We start from the raw sequence: 24,811 nt of genomic DNA, 5'->3' as shown, positions 1-24,811 counted from the left end.
TTCCTATAAGCGGTGGCCGGGACACGGCACCGTCTTAGCCATGATTCTGATCACCGGTGCCACGGGCACCATCGGCAGTGAGATCGTCCGGCAGCTGGCCTCGCGCGAGGTGCCGGTCCGTGCGGTGACGCGTGACCCGGCCCGTGCACAGGCTTTCGAGGGCGTCGACGTGGTGCGCGGCGACTACGGCGACGCCGAGTCGATGGCGGCGGCGATGACGGGCGCCGAAGCCGTGTTCCTGGTCGGCGTACTGGGCCCCGACGACGCCGACACCGATCGCGCCCTCATCGCCACGGCCCGCGCGGCGGGCGTACGGCGCATCGTAAAGCTCTCGGCCATCGGCACCGGTGAGCCGGATCTCGGCCGCGTCGGCACCTGGCACCTGCCCGGCGAACAGGCCGCCCGAGAGAGCGGACTCGAATGGACCATCCTGCGCCCGAGCAGCTTCGCCTCCAACACCCTGATCTGGGCCGACCCCATCCGCGCCGGTCAGCCCGTGCCCAACCTCACCGGCGAGGGCGCCCAGGGCGTCATCGACCCACGCGACGTCGCCGCGGTCGCGGTCGAAGCCCTCCTCTCCACCGCCCACGCAGGCCACACCTACACCCTCACCGGCCCCGAACTCCTCACCACCGCCGACCAAGCCGCCGTGCTCGCCGCGGTCCTCGGCCACCCGATCGAGGTCGCCGACATCCCGGAGGATCTGGCACGGCAGCACATGCTGGCCGCGGGCATGTCTGCCGAGTACGTCGACGGCGCGCTCGCCGGCCAGGCCTATGTGCGCGCGGGTGGCAATGCCGTGCGCACCGACGCTGTGCGCACGGTGCTCGGCCGCCCGCCCCGCACGTACGCCGATTGGGCCGCAGACCACGCCCACGTATTCCGCCCGGTACCGGCCCGGTCCTAACAGCTGGTCTTGACGCCTCGCAGTGGTTGCAGCCTGTGCGAGGCGTCAAAAGCGTGTGCGCACTCTTCGGTCGCTTCACGTGACGGTCCGTCGATCGGTGACCGAGACGCGGACTTCGAACCCGGCGCGGCGGAACAGCCGGTTGGCCGCCTCGCGCTCAGGGCGCAAGGTCAGGTCGACTGTGCGGGGGCGACCTCGATCACCTCACTCATGCCGCCAACCTAGGTGAGCCGCGGCCGAGGCCCGGGGCGGGCTGTTTGTGGAGCTAGTTCGGTGAGTGCCGCGTTCCGGATGGCCGAGAGCCCGGGCCGGCGTCGCGGTCGAGGCCCGGGCGGCGGGCCGTTGGAGTCGGCTAGGCGGAAGCGACCGGGCGCACACGATATCGGGCTCCGTCTAACAGCGCTCGTCCACCGCAGCGCGGCCCGACGGTGTCGAAAACAGGTCTGATCAGTCGAGCGTTCGCCGATAAGTGACCGACTCGCGAACCTCGAACCCGGCCCGCCGGTACAGCCGGTTGGCGGCCTCGCGTTCGGGCCGCGAGGTCAGGTCCACGGTGCGGGCGCCTGCCGCGCGGGCCAGCTCCACGGCGGCGTTCGTCAGCTCGAGCGCCACGCCGCGACCCCGGGCCACCTCGTCGACCACCACGTCCTCGATTCTGGCGCGCACCCCGGTCGGAATGGCATAGGTGACGAGCGTGAGCATGCCGACCGGGGCGCCGTCCAGATAGGCGATCAACAGCCGGGTTGCCTCCGACTCGATCAGCTTGGCCAGCTCGGCGACGCTCAGCACTCTCGGCCTGCTGGACAGCTGCCGATTCAACGACGAAACCGCTTCCGCCAGTTGCTCCGTCGCCTCCCCGGCGACCTCGATCACCACCTCACCCATGTCGCCCAACCTAGGTGAGCTGCGGCCGATTTTGAATCACCCGCACCCGCCGACTAAAGTTGCCCATCGCACGGCAACGCGCCTTCGGGCCGCCACGCGGTGCATGCGGATGTAGCGCAGCTGGTAGCGCATCACCTTGCCAAGGTGAGGGTCGCGGGTTCGAATCCCGTCATCCGCTCTCCGATTCCTTCTCGTCGTGCATCCACGACATCCTCCATTTCCCATGGCGAGTGCCACTGCCGGGAACGAAGACCGCCACCTTGGTTCAGCAGCCGACCGCTCGCCCAGCAAACGCGAGTGGGATCGCCGATGTCGCGGCGATCGAGCGGCCGTTGCGCAGCGATTTCGCCGACTGACATTGCTGCCGACTAAGCAGGCTTACGTGGCGGATTCGTAACTGGCTCGCGAGCGCATCGTCCCGAAGCCGGTCAGGCGAAGCCGCGGGCTTGGTGCAGGGGTGAGGGGGTAGTCGTCGACGAGTTCGTAGCGCCAGCAGATCGTGTCGAGCGCCGTTGCGCAGCGATTTCGCCGACTTGGCGGTTGCGCCGACTTGAAGTTGATGCCGGACCGGGCGGGCTTGCCCGGGGGATTCGTCACCGTCTCGTGAGCGAGTCGTCCCGAAGCCGGTCAGGCGAAGCCGCGGGCTGGTGCAGGGGTGAGAGTGGGAGGGATTCGTCGGCGGGGTTTGCGGCGCCAGCAGGTGTGTTGGTGCGGAGTGCACGCTCGTGGCGCAACAACTACACCGACCTGACATCGCCGCCGACCGGGCGGGCTTGCGCGGCGGATTCGTCACTGACTCGTGAGCGAGTCGTCCCCAGGCCGGTCAGGCGAATCCCGCGGGCTCGGTGCAGGGTGGGAGGTAGTCGTCGACGAGTTCGCAGCGCCAGCAGGTGGGGTCCGGCGGGATTCGCGGGCCCTGGCGCAGCGATTTCGCCGACGCCGACCGGGTGGCCTGCGCAGCGGGTTCGTCACTGCCTCGCGAGCGCGTCCCCGAACCCGGTCAGGCGAAGCCGCGGGCTTGGTGCAGGGTGAGGGGTGGGAGGTAGTCGTCGACGAGTTCGCGGTGCCAGCATGTGTGGTCGTGGCGGAGTTCGCGTGGGGAGGTGTAGCGGTATGCGTAGAGGCGGGCGCGGATGTAGCGGGGCGGGGCGTCGGGGAACGGGCAGTGGCGCAGCAGGCGCAGGGTGGCCGGGTCGTTCTGGAGCAGCCGGACGACGAAGGGGAGCAGCCAGGATCGCGCGTAGTGCGGTGAGATGGCGGCGAACCACATCAGCCAGTCCAGTCGCAGGTGGTAGGGCGCGAACTGACGGGGCCAGCGGTGCGGGTCACCGGGTTTGCCCTTGAATTCGTATTCACGCCAGACGGTTTCGTCGGAGATCCGGGCGTCGGCGGTGCCTTCGATCACCACCTCGTTGCGCACCCGGTCGATGCTTCCGAAGGCTCCGTAGGTGTTGACGAGGTGGTACGGGTTGAAGGAAGTGTTCATCCGCTGGTTCTTGGAGCACATGTTGCGCACCGGCCAGTAGCTGAGACCCACGGTTGCCACGGTCAGGACGAGCACCGCGCCGACGAACCACAACGGCGGATCGGGTAGCGCCCGCGCCTCGGGGATGGGCAGCGGGCCGAAGACCCACGCGTCCAACGCCGTGACCGCGAGCAGGATCGTCAGCCAGTTCAGCCAAGCGAAGTTGCCGGAGAGCACCAGCCACAGCTGGGTCACGATGATCAGCCCCGCGGCGATGCTCGCCACCGGTTGCGGCGCGAACAACCCGAACGGCACCACGAGCTGGGCGACGTGATTGGCCGCCACCTCCATCCGATGCAGCGGCCGCGGCAGGTGGTGGAAGAACCAGCTGAGCGGGCCGGGCATCGGTTGGGTCTCGTGGTGGTAGTACAGGCAGGTCAGGTCGCGCCAGCACGGGTCGCCCCGCATCTTGATCAGCCCGGCGCCGAACTCCACGCGGAACACCAGCCAGCGGGCGAGCAGCAGCACGAGCAGCGGCGGCGCCACGGTGTCGTTGCCGAGGAAGATCGCAAGGAAACCAGTCTCCAGCAGCAGCGACTCCCAGCCGAACGAATACCACGCCTGACCGATGTTGACGATCGAGAGATACAGCCCCCACAGCGCCGCCCACAGCACCATGGCCGCCCACAGCGGCACCAGATCACCCAGCCCCGCGACCAGCGCGGCGGCGAGCAGCACCCCCGCCCACGCGACACCGGCGAAGAACCGGTCCGAATAGTGCAGGTGGAACAGGCTCGGAGAACGTCGCGGCGAAACGTACCGGAGAAACCGCGGCGCCGGCAGCATGCCGTGCTCGCCGATCAGTGCGCGGAATTGCAAAGCCGCCCCGAGAAAGGCGAGCAGGTACACGACCGCCAGGCCACGCTGGAACAGCAGCCTGGCCTGCGAGTATTCGGGAGCCGTGAACCACTCCATGCCCGCATCTCCTCGGACGGTGGAAGGTGCTCTCTGTTTACCCGACCGACCAGTGCGAAAACGCCCCCAACCCGGCACTGAACTCTGCGCCACAGCCGCCGCACCCTGCACAAAGCGTCGACAGCCATGCGAACTGCTCAGCAAGCCTGACGCCACAGTCGGTGAACACGCTTCGCATAGCCACTGCCTCGGTGAAGCGTCGGCACGATACGCAGTCCGGGCAGCCCCGACCAAGCGTTGGACTTTGCGGAACTGGGCGCTCCCGGCAGTCCTCGCAGCCCATCTTGACGCCTCGCAGCCGCTGCAACCTGTGCGAGGCGTCGACAACGTCTGCGAGGTGCTCAGCAAGCCGGACGCCACAGGTGGTGTGGACGCTTCACATAGGCACCGCCTGTGTGACACGTCGGCACGATGTGTGGGCTGCTTAGGGCAGCCCCGATCGGGGTGCTGGACTTCGCCAGAGTGGGCGCTGCCTCGCGGGCTTCGCAGCCTATCTTGACGCCTCGCAGCCGCTGCAACCTCTGCGAGGCGTTGACAAGGCCTGCGAGGTGCTCAGGCCGGCGCCGCAGACCGTGCGGACGCTTACACAGGCACCGCCTATGTGGTGCGTCAGCAAGCTATGTGGCCCGCTCGGCCAGCCTCGACTGGACTGCCGGATCCCCAGGGGAGCGCCGGTCCGCTGGCTTGGCAGCCCGGTGCCGTGGACCCCATGAACGCCACCGTGTGAACGCCACACACAGGCACCGCTTGTGTGAGGCGTTCACAAGGCGTGTGGACTGCTCAGGCAGCCCCGATCGGGTGCTGAACTTTGCGGAGAGTCGCTCCCTTGGAATCTTCGCAGCCTGTCTTGACGCTTCGCAGCCGCTGCAACCTCTGCGAGGCGTCGACAAGGTCTGCGAGGTGCTCAGTCCGGCGCCGCAGGCCGGGCATGGTCGCCGGGATTCGATCCCTCGAGGAAGCCCGCGTAGTCAGGTGGTGTACATCACGACACCGAGCTTGGAATCCGCGGTCTTGGCATAGAAGGCAGTGAGTCCCTCGAGTTCGGCGACGATGATTTCCGGGCCTTCATCGGGTGTGATCAGCTCCAGTTCGTAGATTTCGTGCTCGTCGACCAACTCCTCGAAATCGGCTTGCATGACAGCGGTTTCGACGGCCATCACGTCAACCGTGGCGAGACGTGCAGCGAGCTCGGTTGCCTGATCCGGCGACACCACCGAGAAAGCCCCGTTCTCCAGGGTCGAGCAGGCGATGCTGTCGGCACCACCGACCACGGGCCACAGCTCGTGGTCCTCAGGGCCGGGCCAAGCCTCCCCGGTGAGGAAGTAATTGAGCGCGGCGCCGTAGTGGGTGCGGTAGTAGTCGGGTTTGTCGAGTCTGTTGATGCTGGTCGGATCCTGCCGGAGTGCGTGGATCTCCTCGCCACTCACCGCTTGCAGCCAGGTCGCCTGTGCCACGGGACCCTCCTGTTCCTTCTCTTGTTCGACAAGGTCTACAAGGGCATTCAGGGCCACGCAACCGTGCCCAGCCGGGGTGAGCGTCCGCAAGGAGTGTGGACTGCTCGGGCGCTGGACTTTGCGGAGAGGGCGCTCCCTTGCAGTCTTCGCAGCCCGCCTCGACGCTTCGCAGCCGCTGCAACCTCTGCGAGGCGTCGACAAGGTCTGCGAGGTGCTCGGCAAGCTGGACGTCCCGTCGGCAAGGTGTGGGCCCGTCTCGGTCGGGGGTGGGCCGACCGAGACGGGCCGTGGGTCAGGTGACGGTCAGGACGGTGCCTGCGCCGACCGTGCGCCCGCCTTCGCGGATGGCGAAGCCGAGGTTCGGCTCCAGTGGGACCGGGCGGCCCAGTTCGACGCCGATCTCGACCGTGTCGCCGGGGTGGGCGAGCGCGGTGCCGACCGGGAGGGTGACGTCGCCGACCACGTCGCCGGTGCGCACGTAGAACTGCGGCCGGTAGCCGCTGGCGATCGGCGTGCGCCTGCCGCCCTCGCCGGCGCCGAGCAGGTACACGCGCGCCGTGAAGCGGGTGCGCACCGCGATGCTGCCCGGCGCGGCGATCACTTGGCCGCGGCGGACCTGGCCGCGCTGCACCCCGCGCAGCAGCAGCGCGACGTTGTCGCCCGCCTCGGCGAATTCCATGGTCTTGCCGAAGGTTTCGATGCCGGTGACCACCGTCGTCGAGGCCTCCGCACCGAGACCGAGCAGCTCGACCCGGTCCCCGAGCCGGACCCGGCCGCGCTCGATCGCCCCGGTGACGACCGTGCCGCGCCCGGTGATGGTGAGGACGTTCTCCACCGGAAGCAGGAACGGCGCGTCGGTGTAGCGCACCGGTATCGGCACGTGCGCGTCCACCGCGTCGAGCAGTTCGAGCAGCGCCGCCGTCCAGCGCTCGTCGCCCGCCAGCGCGCGCAGCCCGGAGACCCGCACGATGGGCGCGGTGTCGCCCGGGTAGCCCTGGGCGGTGAGCAACTCGCGGATCTCCAGCTCGATCAGCTCGAGCAGTTCCGGGTCGCCCGCGTCGGCCTTGTTCAGCGCCACCACGATGTGCTCGACGCCGACCTGCCTGGCCAGCAGCACGTGCTCGGCCGTCTGCGGCATCACGCCGTCCTGCGCCGAGACCACCAGGATCGCGCCGTCCAGCTGGGACGCTCCGGTGATCATGTTCTTCACGAAGTCGGCGTGGCCCGGCATGTCGACGTGCGCGTAATGCCGTGTGGCCGTCTCGTATTCGACGTGCGCGATGTTGATCGTGATGCCGCGCATGGCCTCCTCGGGAGCGCGGTCGATCCGGTCGAACGGCACGAACGCGCCGCCGCCCCGCTCGGCGAGCACCTTGGTGATCGCGGCGGTCAGCGTGGTCTTGCCGTGGTCGACGTGCCCCATGGTGCCGATGTTCAGGTGCGGCTTGGTGCGGACATAGGTGTGCTTCGACATGTGTGTTCCTCGGTTCCCGGGCGAATGCCCGAAATGTCATGGGGACCTCTCCGACGGGGGCACCTTCCCCGTCGGAGATCCCGGGACGTCCCGGGGAAGGTCAGCGTCGGGCGCCGTCGAACAGCGCGGCCACTGCCGCCGCTGCCAGGGCAGCCGCCATCGCGCCCGCAATCGCGGACTCCAGGACGATGGCGAGCCGGAACATGAACAACACGGTACGGCCGCAACAGGCAACGGCGCGAATGATTTTCGCGGCGATGAGTTTCCGGGGCCGGTGCCGTCTACATGTATGAGATGCTCCGGAAGCTCCGGGCACACCCACACAAGCGAGGTCACACCATGGGCAAGGTCATCGTCTCCGAGTTCGTCTCCGCCGACGGGATCATCGAGAACCCCGCGTGGACGTTCCCGTTCTGGAACGACCGCATTGCGAACTTCAAGAGCACCGAGGTGTTCGACGCCGACGCACTGCTGCTGGGCCGCACGACCTACGAGGGTTTCGCCGCGTCGTGGCCCGAGCACCCGGAGGAGGGCGACTACAAGGTCCGGATGAACAGCATGCCCAAGCACGTCGCGACCACTTCGCTCACCGAGCTGGAATGGAATGCGAGCCGCATCGAGGGCGATGTGGCCGAGGGCGTGGCCAAGCTGCGTGCCGAGCAGAATCTGCTGGTCTTCGGCAGCGGCGCCCTGATCACCACGCTGCGCGCCAACCACCTCGTCGACGAGTACCGGCTGGTGATCTACCCGGTGCTGCTCGGCAAGGGTCAGCGGTTGTTCGAAACCGTCGACGCCGAGGACACCATGGAGCTGGCCGCCTCGGAAGTCCTGGACAACGGCGTGATCCTGGCAACCTACAAGGTCACTGCCCACAGCGTGGTGCGCCCCTCCTTCGACTGATCCAGCGCACACCAAAAGGGCGGGACGGCCTCGTGGGTGCCATCCCGCCCGATCGGATTCGCTTGCTGCCGGTTGAGTTTTCGCGCTACCGCCGATTGGTTTCGCGCTACCGCACTGTGAGTTTTCCGCTACCGTGCGGCGGGTTTCGCACTACCGCGCGGTCGACCGAAACCCCCGCAGCCGCAAGCTGTTGCTGACGACGAACACCGAGGAGAACGCCATCGCCGCACCGGCGAGCATCGGGTTCAGCAGGCCCGCCATGGCCAGCGGAATCGCGGCCACGTTGTAGGCGAAGGCCCAGAACAGGTTGCCCTTGATGGTGCCGAGTGTCTTGCGGGACAACCGGATCGCGTCCGCGGCGGCACGCAGATCGCCGCGCACCAGGGTCAGGTCGCTGGCCTCGATGGCGACGTCGGTGCCGGTGCCCATGGCCAGACCGAGATCGGCCTTGGCCAGCGCCGCGGCGTCGTTGACGCCGTCGCCGACCATCGCGACCACCTTGCCCTCGGCCTGCAACCGCTCGACGGTCGCGACCTTGTCCTGCGGCAGCACCTCGGCGATCACCTCCTCGATGCCGACCTGATCGGCGATGGCCCTGGCCGCCGCCTTGTTGTCGCCGGTCAGCATGATCGGGGTCAGTCCGAGTGCCTTCAGCTGCGAGATCGCTTCGGCCGATGTCGATTTCACCGCGTCGGCCACCACGAGCACGCCGCGCGCCGTGCCGTCCCAGCCGACCGCGACCGCGGTCTTGCCCTCGGACTCGGCCGCGTGCATGGCCCGCTCCAGCTCGGCGTCCAAGTGCTGCGACCAGTCGGCGAGCAACCGGGCCCGGCCGACGATCACCGCGTGCCCGTCCACCACACCCTGCACACCGAGACCCTTGATATTGGCGAACTCCTCGACCGGCGCGAGCTCGCCGACCTTCTCGCGGGCGCCCTTGGCGATCGCCTGCGCGATGGGGTGCTCCGACGAATCCTCCAGCGCCCCGGCCAGGGCCAGCACCTCGCCTACGTCCTCGCCGTCGGCGGCGATCACGTCGAGCAGGGTCATCTTGCCGGTGGTGACGGTGCCGGTCTTGTCCAGCACCACGGTGTCCACCCGGCGGGTCGACTCCAGCACTTCGGGACCCTTGATCAGGATGCCGAGCTGCGCACCGCGCCCGGTGCCGACCATCAGCGCGGTCGGGGTGGCCAGGCCGAGGGCGCACGGGCAGGCGATGATCAGCACCGCGACCGCCGCGGTGAACGCCGCCGCCACGGAACCGCCGGTGCCGAGCCAGAATCCGAGCGTCACGACCGCCAGCGCGATCACCACCGGCACGAAGATCCCGGAGATCTTGTCGGCCAGCCGTTGCGCCTGAGCCTTGCCGGTCTGCGCATCCTCGACGAGCTTGGCCATCTGGGCGAGCTGGGTATCGGCCCCGATCCTGGTGGCGCGCACCACGATCCTGCCGCCGACGTTGACCGTCGCGCCGACCACGGCGTCGTCCTTGCCGACCTCGACCGGCACCGATTCGCCCGTCAGCATCGAGGCGTCGACCGCCGAGGAACCTTCCACGATGACGCCGTCGGTGGCGATCTTCTCACCGGGACGAACCACGAATTCATCACCGACACCGAGCTGTTCGACCGGAATCCTCTGCTCGCTTCCGTTTCGCAGCACCGAGACCTCTTTGGCGCCAAGCTCGAGCAGCGCGCGCAACGCCGCACCCGCCCGCCGCTTGGACCTGGCCTCGAAGAAGCGCCCGGCCAGGATGAACGTGGTGACGCCCGCCGCGGCCTCCAAGTAGATGTTGCCGGTGCCGTCCATCCGCGAAATCGTGAACTCGAACGGGTGGGTCATGCCCGGCGTGCCCGCGGTGCCCCAGAACAGCGCGTACAGCGACCAGCCGAGCGCGGCGAGAGTGCCCATCGACACCAGCGTGTCCATGGTGGCGGTGCCGTGGCGCAGGTTGGTCCATGCCGCGCGGTGGAACGGCAGCGCACCCCAGACCACGACCGGCGCGGCCAGCGTCAGCGAGAGCCACTGCCAGTTGGTGAACTGCAAGGCGGGGATCATCGCCATGGCGATCACCGGGACGGTCAGCACCAGCGAGACGAGCAGCCGGGTCCGCAGGGCCGCGGTCGGATCCGCTTCGGCGGCAGAGTCTTCCGTCGCGTCCGCGACCGGCATCTGCGGCGCGGGCAGGGCGGCGGTGTACCCGGCCTGCTCGACGGTGGCGATCAGGTCCTCGGGGGAGATGTCACCGGTGAAGTCCACCCGCGCCTTCTCGGTCGCGTAGTTGACGGTGGCGGTGACGCCGTCCAGCTTGTTGAGCTTCTTCTCGATGCGGTTGGCGCAGGACGCGCAGGTCATGCCGCCGATCACCAATTCGACCTGGCCGGTGGCCGGTGATTGCGTTGCGGTCGTCATCGGAATTCCTTTCGGTGCGGCGGGGGTGATCAGTGGCCGTGGCCCGGCTCGGGGGTCGCGCCGGGCCCGGTGGGTGCGGCGGTCTGCGCGCCCGACGGTACCGAGAGCGTGAACTCGGCGGTGCGGACCACCCCTTCGTGCTGGAAGTCGAGGAACAGGCGGTAGTCGCCCGCGCTCGGAGCCGTCACGGAGAAGGTGATGCCCGGGCCCGCGGGCGTGACGCCGTCGCCGGGGTGACCCTCCGGGTGAACGTGCAGGTAGGCGAGGTCGGCGGCGCGCAGCGCGACCAGATGGCCGTAGGCGCCGAGGTAGGGCTGCAGGTCGGTGACGGGCTTGCCGTCCTTGCTCACCGAGAGCGTGACCGTCGAGGACCGGCCCGGCGTGACCGCCCCGTCCAGCGTGACGGTGTAGCCGTTCACCGTGGCGGCGCTCGTCGCGACCGGCAGTGGCCGCGGATCGTAGGCGCCCGCGACCCGCAGGTCGGCGCCGAGCGTCAGGTCCTCGCCGCCTTCGGGGGTGAAGTCGGCGAACACGCGGTAGTCGCCCGCGCGGGTGAGATCGAGCGGGACACTCCAGGTTCCGCTGCCGTCCAGCACCGGGTGCACGTGCTGGAAGGCCGCCATGTCGCGGCGGACCACGATCAGGTGCAGATCCTTGTCGTGGCTGCGGACGTAGCGGGTGACCGGTGCGCCCTGCTGATCGAGGATGCGGAACCGCAGCGGGGCGTTGGGTCCCGCGGTGGTCTGCGTGGTGTCCAGGCTCAGGGTGTAACCGTCGGAGGTGACCAGCAGGCCGCCGGGCAGTTCCTCCGCGCCGGGCCCGCCGTCGGTGGCGGGCCCGGTCGCGTGGGTGTCGTGCGCCGGGGCATCGGTGGGCTCCGGGCCCAGCACCGCTCCGGTCGCGAGAGCGATCCCGAAGACCGCCGCGAGGCCGAGGGTGAAGCCTGCGAACTTGGTTGTGGCGTTCATCGGGGGCTCCGTTTCCGGGTTGTCGTTCAGCTCGGGCTCTACCATACCCCCCTAGGGTACTTTGTCAATTCTGTTCCGGTACGGATTCGGTCGCCTGTGTCCGCATGGTCACCGCGGCGATGCCCGCTCCCGCGAGCGCGATCACCGCGGCGCCCAGGAAGGCCGCCGAGAAACCGCTGGTCAGTTCGGGAATATCGGTCACATGATCGGCGCCGAATGCCGCGGCGACGGCCGTCATCGCGGCCAGGCCGACGGCCGAGCCCACCTGGTAGCTGACGTTGACGATGCCCGAGGCGAGGCCGCCCTCCTCCGGTCGGGCCGCCGAGATGGCGGTACCCAACGAGGGTATGAAGGCCAGCGACATGCCGCCCGCGGCCACCAGCGAGGCGGGCAGCACGTCGGCCCAGAAGTTCCCGGTGGGCCGCACCAGCGACATGATGGCAAGACCGAGTGCGAGCACGAGCAGACCGGTGACGATCATCGGCTTGGCGCCGAAGCGCTGCATGGCGCGCGGGGCGAGCACGATCATGCCGAGCATGATCAGCGTGGTCATCGGGAGCAGCGCCGCGCCCGACGGGAACGCGCTGTACCCGAGCACCTGTTGCAGGTAGAGGTTCAGGAAGAACCACATCGGCACCCAGGCCGCGCCGAGCAGCAGCTGGGCGATGTTGGCGGCGGCCAGGTTCGGCGCGCGGAAGATGCCGAGGCGCATCAGCGGTTCGCTGCGGCGGGACTGGATGACCACGAAACCGGCCAGAAGTGCGGCCGCGATCGCGAGCACGCCCCAGGTCTGGCCCGAGGCCCACCCGGCTTCGGGCGCCCGGACGATGCCGTAGACGGCGGCGGCGAGACCTGCGGTCACCGTGGCGGCGCCGAGCAGATCGACCGAACCCGGCCGGGCGGGGGCGCTCGGCATCAGCGCGGGCACCGCGACGAGCGCGAGCAGCGCGATCGGGATGTTGATGTAGAAAACCCAAGGCCAGCTGATGTATTCGGTGATGACGCCGCCGAGGAAGACGCCCGCCGTGCCGCCCGCGGGCGCCGCGGCGCCGTAGACGGCCAGCGCCTTGGTCAGCTCCTGCGGCGAGGATCCGAAGAGCATCATCAGCAGGGTCAGCGCCGAGGGCGCGATGAGCGCGGCGCCGCCGCCCTGGACGGCTCGGCCGATCAGCTCGGTGGCGACATTTCCTGCGGCGCCTGCGATCACGGAGCCGGCGAGCAGCGTCAGCCAGCCCGCGGCGAACACCCTTCGTGCGCCGAGCAGGTCCGACAGCCGCCCGCCGAGCAGCAGCAGGCCGCCGAAGGCGACCACATACGCATTGAACACCCAGGTCAGATTCTCTTGGGAGAAGCCGAGTTCGGCCTGCATCTTCGGCAAAGCGATGCCGATGATCGAGGTGTCCATGATGACCATGAATTGCGCGGCGGCGATCACCGCGAGCGCCCACCACCTGCGGGTGGTGGGCGCGGTCCGGGTAGTCATGACATTCCATCCTTTCCGGAGCGGAGCAACTTGCTCGGCTAGTACCGTACCCCCCTAAGGTATTTGGATGTCAAGATGGAGGTGCCGTGAATGCGTCGCTGTTTCAGGGGTTCTCGGTGATCAGGCGGCGGCGACGGCTCGCGTCGCGTGCGCGTAGCGCAGCACCCGCGCGACCTGGACGCGGGCCGCCGCGCGGGCGGTCTCGTCCACGCCGTAGCTGTCGTTCCTGGTGTTGTGCGAAGTGCCGTAAGGGTTTCCGTCGGCGAACTTGTCGGGGTGGGTGTAGCCCGGCGGGACGATGACGCCGCCGAGATGGATGAAGGAGTTCGTCAGTGCGAGCAGGGTGGACTCGTGCCCGCCGTGCGCGGTGCCCGCCGAGGTGAAGCCGCTGTAGATCTTGTCGGCGAGCAGTCCCTGGCTCCACGGGCCGCTCAGGGTGTCGATGAACTGCTTGAGCTGCGCGGCGATATTGCCGAACCTGGTGGGGGAGCCCATGATCACGGCGTCGGCCCAGAGCAGGTCGTCGGCGGTGGCGATCGGGACGTGCGCGGTGGCGGCGGCATGCGCGGCCCAGGTGGGCTTGGCGTCGACGACCGCCTGCGGCGCCAATTCGGCGACCCGGCGGACGCGCACGTCGTTCCCCGCTTGCTCGGCGGTCTCGGCCATCTCCTCGGCGAGTTCGGCGATCGTCCCGGTGGCGGAGTAGTAGACGATGGTGAGGTTCACGGACATGTTCGCTCCCGATCGGGTGGGTGGGTACAAGTCCGAAACATATAGTCAAGAATAGTGACCGTCAAGATTAGTGACTAAATGGAGTGTGTCTGGGTTGAGTCGTCATCAGCGCAAGGAAACCGATCCCGACCTGGGAATTCTCTCCGGGCGACTGCTGTTCTCGCTGCAACAGGAGGTGTTCGACACACTCGCTCGCGAGGGACACGAGCGGTTCCGGCCCAAGCACGGCGCCGTGCTCGCCTACCTCGACGAGGAGGGCAGCCGCGCCACCGACCTCGCGCAGCGCTCGGGTCAGCACAAGCAGGTCATCGGCACGCTGGTGGACGAACTCATCGAACTCGGCTACGTGCGGCGCGAACCCGACCCGAACGATCGGCGCGCCAAGCTGGTCGTCCCGACCGAACTCGGGCTCGACCAGATGGCGAAATCGGACGCGCTGTTCGTCGCGATGGAGAAGCGGCTCGCCGAGTCGCTCGGCGAGCGCGCTTATGCGGAGTTCAAGGATGCGTTCCGGGAGGTTGTCCGGTTGCGGCGGGAGGGTGATGCGAGCGCGTCATGACCGTTAGCCGACCCCGTGCAAATTCCGCGCCGTCGGCGAGGTGGCCACTTCCGCCGGATCCGGATACGTACCGAAGACCCGATCCGCGGTGCCCGAGCTCGTCACGGTGAACCAGAAGTGCTCGTTCTTGTAGTGGTGATGCCGGTGGTTGCGCCAAACCGCCTTGTACAGCGCCCTTTTCGGCTTGTAGTCGGTGTGGATCAGGTAGTGCGTCCACTCGTAGCCGAGGCCGAACACCGTGATGGTGAGCAAGAAGGTCAGGCCGAGGCCGAGGCGCGGGAAGGCCAGGGCGGTGATCGCCAGCAAGGCGATGACGACCACCATCAGCGAACGGGTCGGGATGAAGATCAGCGGGATGTTGCGCGGATCCACGTGGTGCTGGCGGTGTTTGCGGGCCAGCTCGCTGTCCAGGGTGATCGGGCCCAGGTGCTTAGGCCGCCAGTGCAGCACCATGACGTGCACGACCCACTCGAACGCGGGGAACACCGCGAGCATCACCAGCGGCAGCACTGCGTCGCTGATCTGCCAGTCGCCCACCAGGATTCGGGCGGCGAGGGCCAGCAGCAGAGTGGTGCCGATCATCCAAGGCGAGGGGTGGCGGAGGAACTCGCGGAAGGCGTCGCCGAGCGTCAGGCCGCGGCGCAGTTGGGTTTTGGACATGATGTCACCTCGGGTGTTGCGTGATCAGCGGCCGCCGAGGGCCTCGATCAGGGCGGTGGTCGCCGGTTCGAGCAGGGCCCGAGCCTTGTCGGCGGCCTTCTTCGGCCGTCCCGCCACGATGGCGGCGGCGAGTTCGCGGTAGCCCGCGGCATTGCCCACCTCGGCGGACATGACGGGGGCCAGCGCCGCGAGCGCGGGTTCGTAGGCGGCGCGCAGCATGTTGAACATCAGGCGGAACACGATGGAGTCGGCCGCGTCGACCACGTGATCCCAGAACTCCAGCGCGTGCCGTTGCAGCACGATCGGATCGGTGTCGGCGGTCAGCGCCGCCACGCTGCGCTCGAGATCGGCGCGCACCTGCCCGCGGTCGGCGCCGGACTCCGCACCCATCCGCGCGGCGGCCAGTTCGGCGACCTTCGGCCCGTTGTGCATGCGGACCTCGAGGATGCTGCGCGCGACGGCGGGTTCGAGCATGCCCTCCCTGATCAGCAAGCGGGGCAGCACCTCCAGTCCGGCGCCGCGCCGATAGTCGAGCACCGTGGTGGCGTCGCCCTGGCGCACCGCGACGAGTCCCGCGGCGGCCAGGCGTTGCAGCGCCTCGCGCACCGCGGGCCGCGAGACGCCGAGCGCCTCGGCCAGCTGCCGTTCGCTCGGCAGCGTCGAGCCGGGCGCCAGTTCGCCGCTGAGCACGTCCGCGGCGATCTGTTCGAACACGTCCGCCGACACCGACCTTTTGACAACAGGTTGCAACGCCATGCGTCTACTGTGCGCTTCGGTGGTCAGCTGGTCAAGTGGTCAGACCAATTTGGTTTCTCAGCGCCCGGCCACGGACGACTCGTGGCAGACTTGAGTGCGGGAGGGAGGAAACATGCCAGAAAAGCGAAGGCGGGCTTACGCACTACTCATCCGGGCGGGCAGAGTCCTACTGCTGCACCGGGTTTCGAACACCGCCGAGCCCGATATCTGGGAGATCCCCGGCGGCACGGTGGCGCCGGACGAAACCTCGGCGCAGACCGTCCGCCGCGAGGTATCCCAGGAAATCGGCCTCGATGTCCTCGTCGCGGACGAACTGACCCACTTCGTGGACGACGACGTGCACACCATCACGTTCGGCTGCTTCGAGAACGAGGTCCGCCCGGAACTCGAACTCCAGCACCGGGATTTCGAGTGGATGACCTACGCGGAGGCCACCCGCGTCCCGCTACCGTGGCACGTCCGCAAAACCCTGGACCACGCCGACGCCCTCGGCCTGCTCATGTGAGTTCTCCACACACCCACCACACGCCTCACACAGGCGGTGGCTGTGTGAGGCGTGGGAACGGAGTGTGGGAACTAGCTTGGGTCGGAGCCGCGGATGGCGGCGAGCCAGAGGGCGGTGGCGGCGGCGACGGTGAGGGCGCCGGTGAAGGTGGCGAGGGTGCCGCCGTCGATGTAGATCCAGAGCAGGGCGGCGAAGGGGGCGGCGACGGTGGATTGCGCGTCGAACAGCAGGCGGCGCGTCAGGCGGGTGGCGGTCGCGGCCAGCACGGGAGCGTCGGGATCGGGTCGCGTCGGATTGTCGACCAGGCGGCCGGGCGGTTCGGTGTCTCGCGCGCGGCCAGAGGGGTACAGGCGCAGGTCGGCGGTGCTGATGACGCCTCCGCTGAGCCGAGCCTCGGTCTCGGTCATGGTCAGCAGCGCCGGATCGAAGTAGACCGGCAGCCAGCGGCGCGGCGCGCCTGCGACCTCCAGCCAGGACCTGGTCACCAACCGGTGTTGCTGGCGAATTCGAGCGACCCGCACCGTCCCCGTCTCCGGCAGCCCGTTCGGCAGCTTCCCGAACGCCGTGGCCAGCCGAATCCCGGTGTACACCAAGATCGCCAGCGCCACCGTCGCCAGCGCCGCGACCTGGTCCACGGTGGCGAACGGCGCCCAAGCGGCACAGACCGCGAGGGCGCCGAGCGTCACACCGATCGGATAGGAGAGTGGGTTGCCCCGCCCGAACCGTCCCGATCCGGGACTCACTTCAGGAAGCCGACTTTGATGTAGTCCGGCGTGGCGAGGCCGAACGCGCCGTAGTTGGCGAGGTTGTTGCGCACCGCGTAGGTGCCGGAAGCCTGGTGCAGCGGAATCGAATAGCCCTCGGCGAAGATCATCTGATCGGACTGGTTGGCCAGCTCGATCGCCTTGTCGGGGTCCAGTTCCGCGATGGTCTTGTCGATGAGGGCGTTCAGCTCCGGCGACCCGATGCGGGCCTTGTTGCCCATCAGGTTGTTCGGGTCGTAGTAGTAGATCTGCTGCAACGCGCCGAGTGGCAGCGCGCTACCGCCCCAGCTGAACTGGGCGATATCGAAGTTGCCCGGATCGATGACGTCCTTGAACAGGCCCGTGCCCGGCACGGTCTGGATGGTCAGCTTCACGCCGACGGCGGCCAGGTTCTGCTGGACGATCTGCGCGGTCTGCACCCAGGCGTCCTGCTGGTACATCACGTCGCGGATCTCCAGCCTGCGGCCGTCCTTCTCGCGCACGTCGCCGTTGAGCTTCCAGCCGAGCTCGTCCAGCATCCGCGCCGCCTCGGCCGGGTCGTAGGAGATGGGCGCCGCGTTGTCCTGGTAGCCCTTCTGACCCGCCATGAAGATGTGGTTGTTCAGCGGCTTCGGGTTGTCCACCACGCCGTTCTGCGACGCGGTCACGATGCCCTGCCGGTCGATGGCCTTGGAGATGGCGATCCGCAGCTGCGGGTCCTCCAGCAGCGAGCCCGGTGCGCCGTTGAAGGTCAGGTGCGACCAGCTCGGCTCCGGCGCGCGCCGGAGGACCACGTTGGCCGCGTTGCGCGCCGCGGTCACGTTCTCGATGCCCGACATGTAGGCGATGTCGAGCTCGTTGTTCTGGATGGCGGGCAGCCAGGCGCCGTGGTCGAGCACGCTGAAGGTGATGGTGTCCAGCTTCGGGGTCTCACCCCACCATTTCGGGTTGCGGCTCAGCGTGATTCGCTGCTGTGCGCGATCGATATTGCTGATCACGAACGGTCCCGCGCTGAGCGTCAGCCCGTCCCGGTTGGCGGTGTTGAACGCCTCGGGAGACCCGGTGACCGACTTCGGGTAGAGCGGGCCGAACTGGCCGCGCCACTCACCGTAGGGCTGGTTGAACGTGACGATCGCCTGCCGGTCGTCGACGCCGCGCTCGACCTTCTCCACCCGGTCGAAACCGCTCAGCGCCGCGATCAGGTACGCGTCGTCGCGACCGCTGAGCGCGTGCGCCTGGGAGCGCAGGTCCTCCCAGGTGATCGGGCTGCCGTCGGACCACACGGCCTTCGGGTTGATGGTGTAGGTGACCTGCTGCGGGCTGGTGCCGGTGAGCTGCACGTCGGTGAAGAAGTTCTGATCCACCGAAAGCTCGCCCGCCGCGTTGCTGACGAACGGGGTCGGCATGGTCGGCTGGGTGATCGCCGCGGTGCTGTCGTTGCCGCCGTCCACCTGGAGCACATTGAAGTTCTCCGGGAACGAGCTCAGCACCAGCCGCAGGTTCCCGCCCTCGCGCAACTGGCTCGGGTCCACCGGATTGATGTCGTTGGTGCTGCCGATCGTGCTGGTGCCCGGCGTGATGCTCCCGCTGTCGGAACAACCGGTCAGGATCAGGCCGAACGCGGCGAGTGGCACCGCCAATCGGGTGGCCAAGGAGCGTGTCCGCATAGAGCTGGTCCTTCCGATCGTCCGACGCCTGATCGCTGTCACCGCGTCATGTCACTGCGCGACGCCGGTCACTGCACGAAACCGACTTTAGTTGCGTCGGAGGAGGCCAGCCCGAACGCGCCGTAGTTGGCCAGGTTCTCCCGCACCGCGACGGTGCCTGGCGACTGCACGATCGGCACCGAGTGACCCATGTCGAAGATCATCTTGTCGGCCCGGTTGGCCAGCTCGATGGCCTTGGCCGGGTCGAGCTCGGAGATCGTCTCCTCGATCAGCGCGTTCAGTTCGGGGCTGCCGACGCGGCCCTTGTTGCTGAGCCGGTTGTTCGGGTCGTAGGCGTAGATCTGCGGCAGCGCGCCGAGCGGCAGGATGCCGCCGGACCAGGTGAACTGGCAGATCTCGAAGTTGCCGGGATCGATCACATCGGTGAAAAGGCCGTTGCCCGGGTAGGTCTGGATGATCATCTTCACGCCGACGGCAGCGAGGTTCTGCTGCGCGATCTGCGCCATTTGAATCCAGGTGTCCTGCTGGTACATCACATTGCGCAGCTCCAGCCTGCGGCCGTTCTTCTCGCGCACGTCACCGTTGAGCTTCCAGCCCAGTTCGTCGAGCATCCGCGCGGCGCCCTCGGGGTCGTAGGCGATGGCGGCGGCGTTGTCCTGGTAGCCCTTCTGGCCGTTGAGGTAGACGTGGTTGTTCAGCGGCTTCGGGTTGTCGACGATGCCGTTCTGCGTAGCGGTGGCGATGCCCTGCCGGTCGATGGCCTTGGCGATCGCGACGCGCAGTTGCGGGTCCTCCAGCAGCGAGCCGGGCGCGCCGTTGAACGTGAAGTGCGAGAAGCGCGGCGCGGCGGCGCGGCGCACCTTGATGCCCGGCGAGTTGGTCGCGGTCTTCACCTCGTCGATGCCGGACACGGACGCGTAGTCGAGCTCGTTGTTCTGCAGCGCGGAGATGCGGGCGGAGTAGTCGAGCACGCTGAAGGTGACGGTGTCGAGCTTCGGGGTGTCACCCCACCACTTCGGGTTGCGCTTCAGCACGATGCGCTGCTGAGCGCGGTCGATCGAGTCGATCAGGAACGGACCCGCCGAGATCGGCAGACTGTTGCGCGCCCAGCTCTCGAAGGACTCCGGCGATCCGGTGGACGCCTGCGGGTACAGCGGGTTGAACAGGCCCTGCCATTCGGCGTAGTGCTGGCCGAAGGTGACGATCGCCTGCCGGTCGTCGACGCCGCGCTCGACCTTGTCCACCCGGCTGTAGCCCTGCGTCGCGCGCACCTGGTAGGCCGTGTTGCGGCCGTTCAGTGCGTTCACCTGGGAGCGCAGGTCCTCCCAGGTGATCGGGCTGCCGTCGGACCAGACGGCTTTGGGGTTGATGGTGTAGGTGATCTGCTGCGGATTCGTATTCGTCAGCTTGATCTCGGTGAAGTAGTTCGGGTCGGTCGTGAGTTCACCGGCCGCGTCCGAGTTCACCGTGCCGGGCAGGGCCCAGCTGACCACATCGGAGACGTCACCGGAGGCGTCCACGTGCGAGGAGTTGAAGGTCTCCGGGAAGCCGGTCAGCGCCAGGCGCAGGTTGCCGCCTTCGCGCAACTCGCTGCGATCGCGGGGGTTGATGTCGTTGCTGGTGCCGATCGAACTCGAGCCGGTCTGCACGTCGGCGCCCGCGCCGCAGCCCGCGAGCAGCAGCGCGAGGGCCAGCGCGGGCGCGGCGACCACTGGGCCGAGCCGACGACGAGAGTGAAGTGCTGCGGTCATTTCACGAATCCGATCTTGGTGTAGTCGTAGGATGCCAGGCCGGGCGAGCCGAAGTTGGCCACCTCGGCGCGAACGCCCCAGCTGCCGTCCGACTGGGTGAGCGGCAGTGAGTGCCCCTCTTCGAACACTTTGCGATCCACCTCGTTGGCCAGCTCGATGGCCTTGGCGGGATCCAGCTCGCGCAGGGTGCGCTCGATGAGCGCGTTCAGTTCCGGCGAACCGATGCGGCCGAAGTTGCCTTGCAGGTCGTTCGGGTCGTAGTAGTAGATCTGCCGAATGCTGCTGAGCGGGAAGGCGTCACCCTGGAACACGAACTGGGCGGCGTCGAAATCGCCCGGCTGGATGACGTCGGTGAAGTAGCCCGCGCCCGGTTTGGGGTCGATGACCAGGCCGACGCCGATCTGCGCCAGGTTCTGCTGGATGATCTGCGCGATCTGCACCCACAGCGCGTCGTTGTACATCACGTCGCGGATGATCAGCTTGCGGCCGTCCTTCTCGCGGACGTCGCCGTTGAGCTTCCAGCCGAGCGCGTCGAGTTCGCGCGCCGCGGCGGCGGGATCGAAGGGCAGGCTGTTGTCCTGGTAGCCGCGCTGGCCCTGCAGGTAGATGTGGTTGTTCAGCGGCTTCGGGTTCTCCACCAGACCGTTCTGGATGGCGGTGGCGATGCCCTGGCGGTCGATCGCCTTCGAAATCGCCACGCGCACCCCCTGATCGGCGAGGATCGAGCCGGGCGCGCCGTTGAAGGTGATGTGCCGCCAGCGGTTGCCCGGTGCGCGGCGCACCTCGAGGCCGTCGGCGCCGCGGACGTTCTTCACGTCGTCGATCGAGTTGAGCATCACCGCGTCGATCTCGTTGTTCTGCAGCGCGGCGACCCAGGCGCTGCGATCGAGCACCGAGAAGGTGATGGTGTCCAGCTTCGGGCGCTCGCCCCACCAGTTGGGGTTGCGGCCCAGCACGATCCGGCCCTGCCCGCGATCGGTCGACTGCACCTGGAAGGGGCCCGCGGTCGGGCCCATGGCGTCGACGAGGCTGTGGTTGAACGAATCCGGATTCTGCGTCACCGATTTCGGGAACAGCACGCCGTTGCCCGCGAACTGGCCGCGCCACTCGGCGTACGGATGGCTGAACGTGAGAACGGCCTGGCGGTCGTCCACGCCGCGCTCGACCTTCTCCACGAACTCGAAACCGTTGGTGATGGCGATCAGGAAGCTCTTGTCCCTGCCGCTCAGCGCGTTCGCCTGGGAACGGATGTCCTCCCAGGTGATCGGGGTTCCGTCGGACCAGACGGCCTTCGGGTTGATGGTGTAGGTGACCTGCTGCGGGTCGGTGCCGGTCAACGCGACATCGGTGAAATAGTCGTGGTTGACCGTCAGCTCGCCCGCGGCGTCGGTGTTGAACGCCCGCGGCATCATCGGGCGTTCGATGTCGGCGATGTCGGCCTCGTTCCCGTCGTTGGACAGGGTGTTCCAGTTCGCCGGGTACGAGGTGGTCGCCAGCCGGAGGTTGCCGCCGTCGCGGAGTTCCTCGCGGGGCCTGGGATTGATGTCGCTGGTGGTGCCGAGCGTGTCGGACAGTCCAGAAGCCGATTCGTCGTCGGCCGTGCCGCATCCGGCGGCGATCAGCCCGACCGCCACCGCGCCCGCGACCCAGCGCGCTCCCCTCGAACGAATCGGCATGCTGTCCTCCTGACTTACCGACTGACGATCGGCATGGGCACCGCGTCGATCAGCTTGCGGGTGTACTCGTGCTCGGGCTCGGCGAAAATCTGTTCGGCGGGCCCGGATTCGACGATCTTGCCGCGGTACATCACCGCGATGTGATGGGCCAGATTGCGGACCACCGAAAGATCGTGCGAGACGAACAGATACGACAGGCCGCGCTCGGTCTGCAGGTCGCGCAGCAGGTTCAGCACACCGGCCTGGATGGAGACGTCCAGCGAGGACACCGGCTCGTCGAGCACCAGCAGTTCGGGGTCGAGCGCGAGGGCGCGCGCGATGCTGATGCGCTGCTTCTGGCCGCCGGAGAAGTCGGCGGGGTAGCGGTCGGCGTGTTCGGGACGTAGACCGACCAGCTCGAGCAGTTCCGGCACGCGGCGCGCGATCTCGGCGCGCGGGCGGCCGTCGATGCGCAGCGGTTCGGCCAGCGCGTCGAAGATCGGCAGGCGCGGGTCCAGCGATGCGGTCGGATCCTGGAAGACGATCTGCATCGTGCGCCTGAGCTCGCGCCGCTCGGCCTTGGTCAGGGTGGACACATCGCGGCCCATGATCTCGATCGTGCCCGATTGCGGCTGCACCAGGTCGAGAATCTGGGTGAGCGTGGTGGATTTTCCCGACCCCGACTCGCCGACCAGCGCCAGCGTTCGTCCGGCGGGCACCTCGAAGCTGATGCCGTCGACCGCGCGCACCTCGCCCTTGCGGCGCTGGAACACCACACCCGAGGTGATCGGGAAGGTCTTGACCAGGTCGGTGACCCGAAGCACCACGCCCTTGTCAGGCTCGGTCTCGGCCTTCGGCTCCTCGATCTCGGAGCGGTAGGCCTCGAAAAGATCCTTCGTGCCGACCTCCGCGGTGCGGATGCAGGCGGCGGCGTGGCCGGGTTCGGTCATCTCCAGCGGCGGCTCGGCGGCCAGGCACTCGTCGATCGAGATCGGGCAGCGCGGTGCGAACGAGCAGCCGGGCGGCAGCGCGTGCATGGCGGGCGGCGCGCCGACGATCGGGATCAGCGGTCTGCGCGCAGGCCCGTCCATGCGCGGGATCGAGCCGAGCAGCCCGACCGTGTACGGCATCCGCGGGGCGTTGAACAGCTCGCTCGCCGTTGCGGTTTCGACGATGCGACCCGCGTACATCACCGCGACCCGGTCGGCGAGCGTCGCGGCGATGCCCATGTCGTGGGTGATCATGATGACGCCAGCGCCGGTGATGTCGCGCGCCTTGCGCAGCAGATTCAGGATCTGCTTCTGCACGGTGACGTCCAGGGCGGTGGTCGGCTCGTCGCAGATGATCAGCGCCGGATCGTTGGCGATGGCCATGGCGATCACCACGCGCTGGCGCATACCGCCGGAGAACTCGTGCGGGAAGGCCTTGGCGCGCGTCTTCGCGTCATCGATGCCGACCAGTTCCAGCAGCTCGACCGCCTTCTGGGCGGCCTCCTTCCGGTCGCGGGCGCCGTGCGCGAGCAGTGCCTCGGTGATCTGATCGCCCACCCGGTACACCGGGGTCAGCGCGGAGAGCGGGTCCTGGAACACCATGCTGATCGAGCTGCCGCGCAACCGCGACATCTCCCGATCGCCAAGGCCGAGCAGCTCGCGCCCGCGCAACCGGATGGAGCCGTTGATCCGCGCCTGCTCGGGCAGCAGACCCATCACCGCCAGCGACGACACCGACTTGCCCGAACCCGACTCGCCGACGATGGCGAGCACCTCGCCGTCGGCGACGCTGTAGGTCACCCCGCGCACGGCGTCGATGCGGCCCTCTTCGCTGGGGAAGGAGACCCGTAGATCGGAGACTTCCAAGAGAGGCGCGGTGGAATGGGCGGTCATGCCTCAGCCTTCTTCGGTGTCTCTGCCTTCTTTTCCTTCTTGCGCGCCCGAGCCCGCTTGGCGCTCGGGTCGAACGCGTCGCGCAAGCCGTCACCGACCAGGTTCGCGCACAGCACGGTGGTGATCAGCAGGCCGCCCGCGAACATGAACAGCCACGGGTAGGTCAGCGCGGACTTGGTGCCCGCCGCGATCAGCGAGCCGAGCGAGACGTCCGGCGGCTGCACACCGAAACCGAGGAAGCTCAGGCCGGTCTCGGCCATGATCGCCGCGCCGACGGTGAGCGTGGTGTCGATGATCAGGATCGACGCGATATTGGGCACGATGTGGCTGACGATGACGGTGCGCGTCGGCGCGCCCATATACCGTGCGGCCTTGACGAATTCGCGGTCACGCAGGCTCAGCGTCAACCCGCGCACGATGCGCGCGCTGATCATCCAGCCGAACACCGCGAGCAGCACGATGAGCAGCACGATCGAACCGCTGCCCTTCGTGCGCGGCGCGAACAGCGCGATGATGATGAAGCTGGGTACTACGAGCAGCAGGTCGACGAACCACATGATGGCCCGGTCGGTCCAGCCGCCGAGCAGCCCGGCGAGCGCGCCGGTGGTCGCCGCGATGGTGGTCGAGATGAGCGCCACGCACAGGCCGATGATCAGCGATTTCTGCAAACCGCGCAGGGTCTGCGCGAGCACGTCCTGGCCGATCTGGGTGGTGCCGAAGGGATGCTCGGCGCTGGGCGGTTTCAGCAGCGCGGTGTAGTCCATCTGCTGGTAGTCCCAGGGCAGGAAGGGCGGCAGCGCGAAACTCGCGACGAACAGCAGCACCAGCACCACGGCCCCGGCGACCGCGGGCTTGTTGCGCAGGAAACGCCGCAGCACCAGCTTGCGCCGCCCGGCCGCGGCGACCTCGGGCGCGCCTTGGACGATGATCTCGGCTTCGGTCACGCCGCCCTCCCCCTGATGAGATCCCCGTGGTCA

General features: G+C 68.2%; 20 protein-coding genes and 1 tRNA gene. 5 read left to right on the top strand and 16 right to left on the bottom strand.

What is annotated here, in order from left to right; all coding sequences use genetic code 11:
- Nucleotides 1–40 precede the first annotated feature (40 nt).
- Nucleotides 41–907 (top strand): SDR family oxidoreductase, encoded by an 867-nt coding sequence (locus NL1_RS08830; protein WP_067836261.1) that lies wholly within the window; start codon nt 41–43, stop codon nt 905–907.
- Nucleotides 908–1,354: 447 nt separating this feature from the next.
- Here NL1_RS08830 and NL1_RS08825 read toward each other — a convergent pair whose 3' ends face one another.
- A complete protein-coding gene (locus NL1_RS08825) occupies nt 1,355–1,822 on the bottom strand; it encodes a GNAT family N-acetyltransferase (protein WP_281180802.1) in 468 nt (155 codons plus the stop codon).
- A gap of 75 nt (nt 1,823–1,897) precedes the next feature.
- Between NL1_RS08825 and NL1_RS08820 the strand changes: the two genes are divergently transcribed.
- A tRNA-Gly gene (locus tag NL1_RS08820) sits at nt 1,898–1,970 on the top strand.
- An 822-nt stretch (nt 1,971–2,792) separates the two neighbouring features.
- Here the strand turns inward: NL1_RS08820 and NL1_RS08815 are convergent.
- The 3 genes from NL1_RS08815 to tuf all read right to left on the bottom strand — a co-directional run bounded on the left by NL1_RS08815 (nt 2,793) and on the right by tuf (nt 7,160).
- Nucleotides 2,793–4,232, bottom strand: coding sequence for a lipase maturation factor family protein (locus tag NL1_RS08815; RefSeq protein WP_067836256.1), 1,440 nt, complete (start codon nt 4,230–4,232; stop codon nt 2,793–2,795).
- Between the two features lie 968 nt (nt 4,233–5,200).
- On the bottom strand, nt 5,201–5,686 hold the full coding sequence (locus NL1_RS08810) for a DUF1877 family protein (protein ID WP_067836253.1): 486 nt from the start codon (nt 5,684–5,686) through the stop codon (nt 5,201–5,203).
- Between the two features lie 292 nt (nt 5,687–5,978).
- Complete coding sequence (gene tuf, locus NL1_RS08805; RefSeq protein WP_067836250.1) at nt 5,979–7,160, bottom strand: elongation factor Tu; 1,182 nt, start codon at nt 7,158–7,160, stop codon at nt 5,979–5,981.
- A 339-nt stretch (nt 7,161–7,499) separates the two neighbouring features.
- Between tuf and NL1_RS08800 the strand changes: the two genes are divergently transcribed.
- On the top strand, nt 7,500–8,060 hold the full coding sequence (locus NL1_RS08800) for a dihydrofolate reductase family protein (RefSeq protein ID WP_067836247.1): 561 nt from the start codon (nt 7,500–7,502) through the stop codon (nt 8,058–8,060).
- Nucleotides 8,061–8,210: 150 nt separating this feature from the next.
- Here the strand turns inward: NL1_RS08800 and NL1_RS08795 are convergent, their stop codons facing one another.
- The 4 genes from NL1_RS08795 to wrbA all read right to left on the bottom strand — a co-directional run bounded on the left by NL1_RS08795 (nt 8,211) and on the right by wrbA (nt 13,655).
- Nucleotides 8,211–10,472 carry a heavy metal translocating P-type ATPase gene (locus tag NL1_RS08795; protein ID WP_067836245.1) on the bottom strand — a complete coding sequence of 754 codons (2,262 nt, stop codon included), beginning with the start codon at nt 10,470–10,472 and terminating at the stop codon, nt 8,211–8,213.
- Nucleotides 10,473–10,501: 29 nt separating this feature from the next.
- Nucleotides 10,502–11,440, bottom strand: a complete 939-nt coding sequence (locus NL1_RS08790; protein ID WP_067836336.1) for a DUF8832 domain-containing protein — start codon at nt 11,438–11,440, stop codon at nt 10,502–10,504.
- 64 nt (nt 11,441–11,504) lie between these two features.
- Nucleotides 11,505–12,923, bottom strand: a complete 1,419-nt coding sequence (locus tag NL1_RS08785; protein WP_067836242.1) for an MFS transporter — start codon at nt 12,921–12,923, stop codon at nt 11,505–11,507.
- Nucleotides 12,924–13,043: 120 nt separating this feature from the next.
- Entirely contained in the window at nt 13,044–13,655 is a 612-nt protein-coding gene (gene wrbA, locus NL1_RS08780; protein WP_067836239.1) for an NAD(P)H:quinone oxidoreductase, read from the bottom strand.
- A gap of 94 nt (nt 13,656–13,749) precedes the next feature.
- Here wrbA and NL1_RS08775 point away from each other — a divergent pair, with 94 nt between their 5' ends.
- The gene (locus NL1_RS08775; RefSeq protein ID WP_067836236.1) at nt 13,750–14,214 is read left to right on the top strand and encodes a MarR family winged helix-turn-helix transcriptional regulator; all 465 of its coding nucleotides are present in this window, start codon (nt 13,750–13,752) and stop codon (nt 14,212–14,214) included.
- Nucleotides 14,215–14,217: 3 nt separating this feature from the next.
- On the opposite strand, the gene NL1_RS08770 is transcribed toward NL1_RS08775, so the two are convergent.
- On the bottom strand, nt 14,218–14,874 hold the full coding sequence (locus tag NL1_RS08770) for a sterol desaturase family protein (protein ID WP_067836233.1): 657 nt from the start codon (nt 14,872–14,874) through the stop codon (nt 14,218–14,220).
- A gap of 24 nt (nt 14,875–14,898) precedes the next feature.
- Nucleotides 14,899–15,630, bottom strand: a complete 732-nt coding sequence (locus tag NL1_RS08765; RefSeq protein WP_067836231.1) for a FadR/GntR family transcriptional regulator — start codon at nt 15,628–15,630, stop codon at nt 14,899–14,901.
- 112 nt (nt 15,631–15,742) lie between these two features.
- Here NL1_RS08765 and NL1_RS08760 point away from each other — a divergent pair, with 112 nt between their 5' ends.
- A complete protein-coding gene (locus tag NL1_RS08760) occupies nt 15,743–16,135 on the top strand; it encodes an NUDIX domain-containing protein (protein WP_067836228.1) in 393 nt (130 codons plus the stop codon).
- A 71-nt stretch (nt 16,136–16,206) separates the two neighbouring features.
- On the opposite strand, the gene NL1_RS08755 is transcribed toward NL1_RS08760, so the two are convergent.
- The 6 genes from NL1_RS08755 to NL1_RS08730 form a co-directional block, all read right to left on the bottom strand.
- Nucleotides 16,207–16,878 (bottom strand): hypothetical protein, encoded by a 672-nt coding sequence (locus NL1_RS08755; protein WP_245673149.1) that lies wholly within the window; start codon nt 16,876–16,878, stop codon nt 16,207–16,209.
- Nucleotides 16,875–18,545 carry an ABC transporter family substrate-binding protein gene (locus NL1_RS08750; RefSeq protein ID WP_067836222.1) on the bottom strand — a complete coding sequence of 557 codons (1,671 nt, stop codon included), beginning with the start codon at nt 18,543–18,545 and terminating at the stop codon, nt 16,875–16,877. The genes NL1_RS08755 and NL1_RS08750 overlap by 4 nt, the downstream gene beginning before the upstream one ends.
- A 68-nt stretch (nt 18,546–18,613) precedes the next feature.
- Nucleotides 18,614–20,296: an ABC transporter family substrate-binding protein gene (locus NL1_RS08745; RefSeq protein ID WP_067836219.1), complete on the bottom strand. Its 1,683-nt coding sequence runs from the start codon at nt 20,294–20,296 to the stop codon at nt 18,614–18,616.
- Nucleotides 20,293–21,972 (bottom strand): ABC transporter family substrate-binding protein, encoded by a 1,680-nt coding sequence (locus NL1_RS08740; protein WP_067836216.1) that lies wholly within the window; start codon nt 21,970–21,972, stop codon nt 20,293–20,295. The genes NL1_RS08745 and NL1_RS08740 overlap by 4 nt, the downstream gene beginning before the upstream one ends.
- Nucleotides 21,973–21,986: 14 nt before the next feature.
- Nucleotides 21,987–23,834: an ABC transporter ATP-binding protein gene (locus tag NL1_RS08735; RefSeq protein WP_067836214.1), complete on the bottom strand. Its 1,848-nt coding sequence runs from the start codon at nt 23,832–23,834 to the stop codon at nt 21,987–21,989.
- Nucleotides 23,831–24,778 carry an ABC transporter permease gene (locus NL1_RS08730; protein ID WP_067836211.1) on the bottom strand — a complete coding sequence of 316 codons (948 nt, stop codon included), beginning with the start codon at nt 24,776–24,778 and terminating at the stop codon, nt 23,831–23,833. The genes NL1_RS08735 and NL1_RS08730 overlap by 4 nt, the downstream gene beginning before the upstream one ends.
- Between the last annotated feature and the right edge of the window lie 33 nt (nt 24,779–24,811).

The sequence above is a fragment of the Nocardia lijiangensis NBRC 108240 genome, from assembly GCF_001613045.1.
Lineage (GTDB): Bacteria > Actinomycetota > Actinomycetes > Mycobacteriales > Mycobacteriaceae > Nocardia > Nocardia lijiangensis.
This window is presented reverse-complemented; position numbering and strand designations above follow the sequence as displayed.

What these genes read in the sequence shown, in the direction of transcription:
- NL1_RS08815 (WP_067836256.1), bottom strand. Translation starts at nt 4,232, where the DNA reads ATGGAGTGGTTCACGGCTCCCGAATACTCGCAGGCCAGGCTGCTGTTC.
- NL1_RS08750 (WP_067836222.1), bottom strand. Translation starts at nt 18,545, where the DNA reads ATGCGGACACGCTCCTTGGCCACCCGATTGGCGGTGCCACTCGCCGCG.
- NL1_RS08745 (WP_067836219.1), bottom strand. Translation starts at nt 20,296, where the DNA reads ATGACCGCAGCACTTCACTCTCGTCGTCGGCTCGGCCCAGTGGTCGCC.
- NL1_RS08830 (WP_067836261.1), top strand. Translation starts at nt 41, where the DNA reads ATGATTCTGATCACCGGTGCCACGGGCACCATCGGCAGTGAGATCGTC.
- tuf (WP_067836250.1), bottom strand. Translation starts at nt 7,160, where the DNA reads ATGTCGAAGCACACCTATGTCCGCACCAAGCCGCACCTGAACATCGGC.
- NL1_RS08765 (WP_067836231.1), bottom strand. Translation starts at nt 15,630, where the DNA reads ATGGCGTTGCAACCTGTTGTCAAAAGGTCGGTGTCGGCGGACGTGTTC.
- NL1_RS08785 (WP_067836242.1), bottom strand. Translation starts at nt 12,923, where the DNA reads ATGACTACCCGGACCGCGCCCACCACCCGCAGGTGGTGGGCGCTCGCG.
- NL1_RS08740 (WP_067836216.1), bottom strand. Translation starts at nt 21,972, where the DNA reads ATGCCGATTCGTTCGAGGGGAGCGCGCTGGGTCGCGGGCGCGGTGGCG.
- wrbA (WP_067836239.1), bottom strand. Translation starts at nt 13,655, where the DNA reads ATGTCCGTGAACCTCACCATCGTCTACTACTCCGCCACCGGGACGATC.
- NL1_RS08760 (WP_067836228.1), top strand. Translation starts at nt 15,743, where the DNA reads ATGCCAGAAAAGCGAAGGCGGGCTTACGCACTACTCATCCGGGCGGGC.
- NL1_RS08795 (WP_067836245.1), bottom strand. Translation starts at nt 10,472, where the DNA reads ATGACGACCGCAACGCAATCACCGGCCACCGGCCAGGTCGAATTGGTG.
- NL1_RS08790 (WP_067836336.1), bottom strand. Translation starts at nt 11,440, where the DNA reads ATGAACGCCACAACCAAGTTCGCAGGCTTCACCCTCGGCCTCGCGGCG.
- NL1_RS08770 (WP_067836233.1), bottom strand. Translation starts at nt 14,874, where the DNA reads ATGTCCAAAACCCAACTGCGCCGCGGCCTGACGCTCGGCGACGCCTTC.
- NL1_RS08800 (WP_067836247.1), top strand. Translation starts at nt 7,500, where the DNA reads ATGGGCAAGGTCATCGTCTCCGAGTTCGTCTCCGCCGACGGGATCATC.
- NL1_RS08735 (WP_067836214.1), bottom strand. Translation starts at nt 23,834, where the DNA reads ATGACCGCCCATTCCACCGCGCCTCTCTTGGAAGTCTCCGATCTACGG.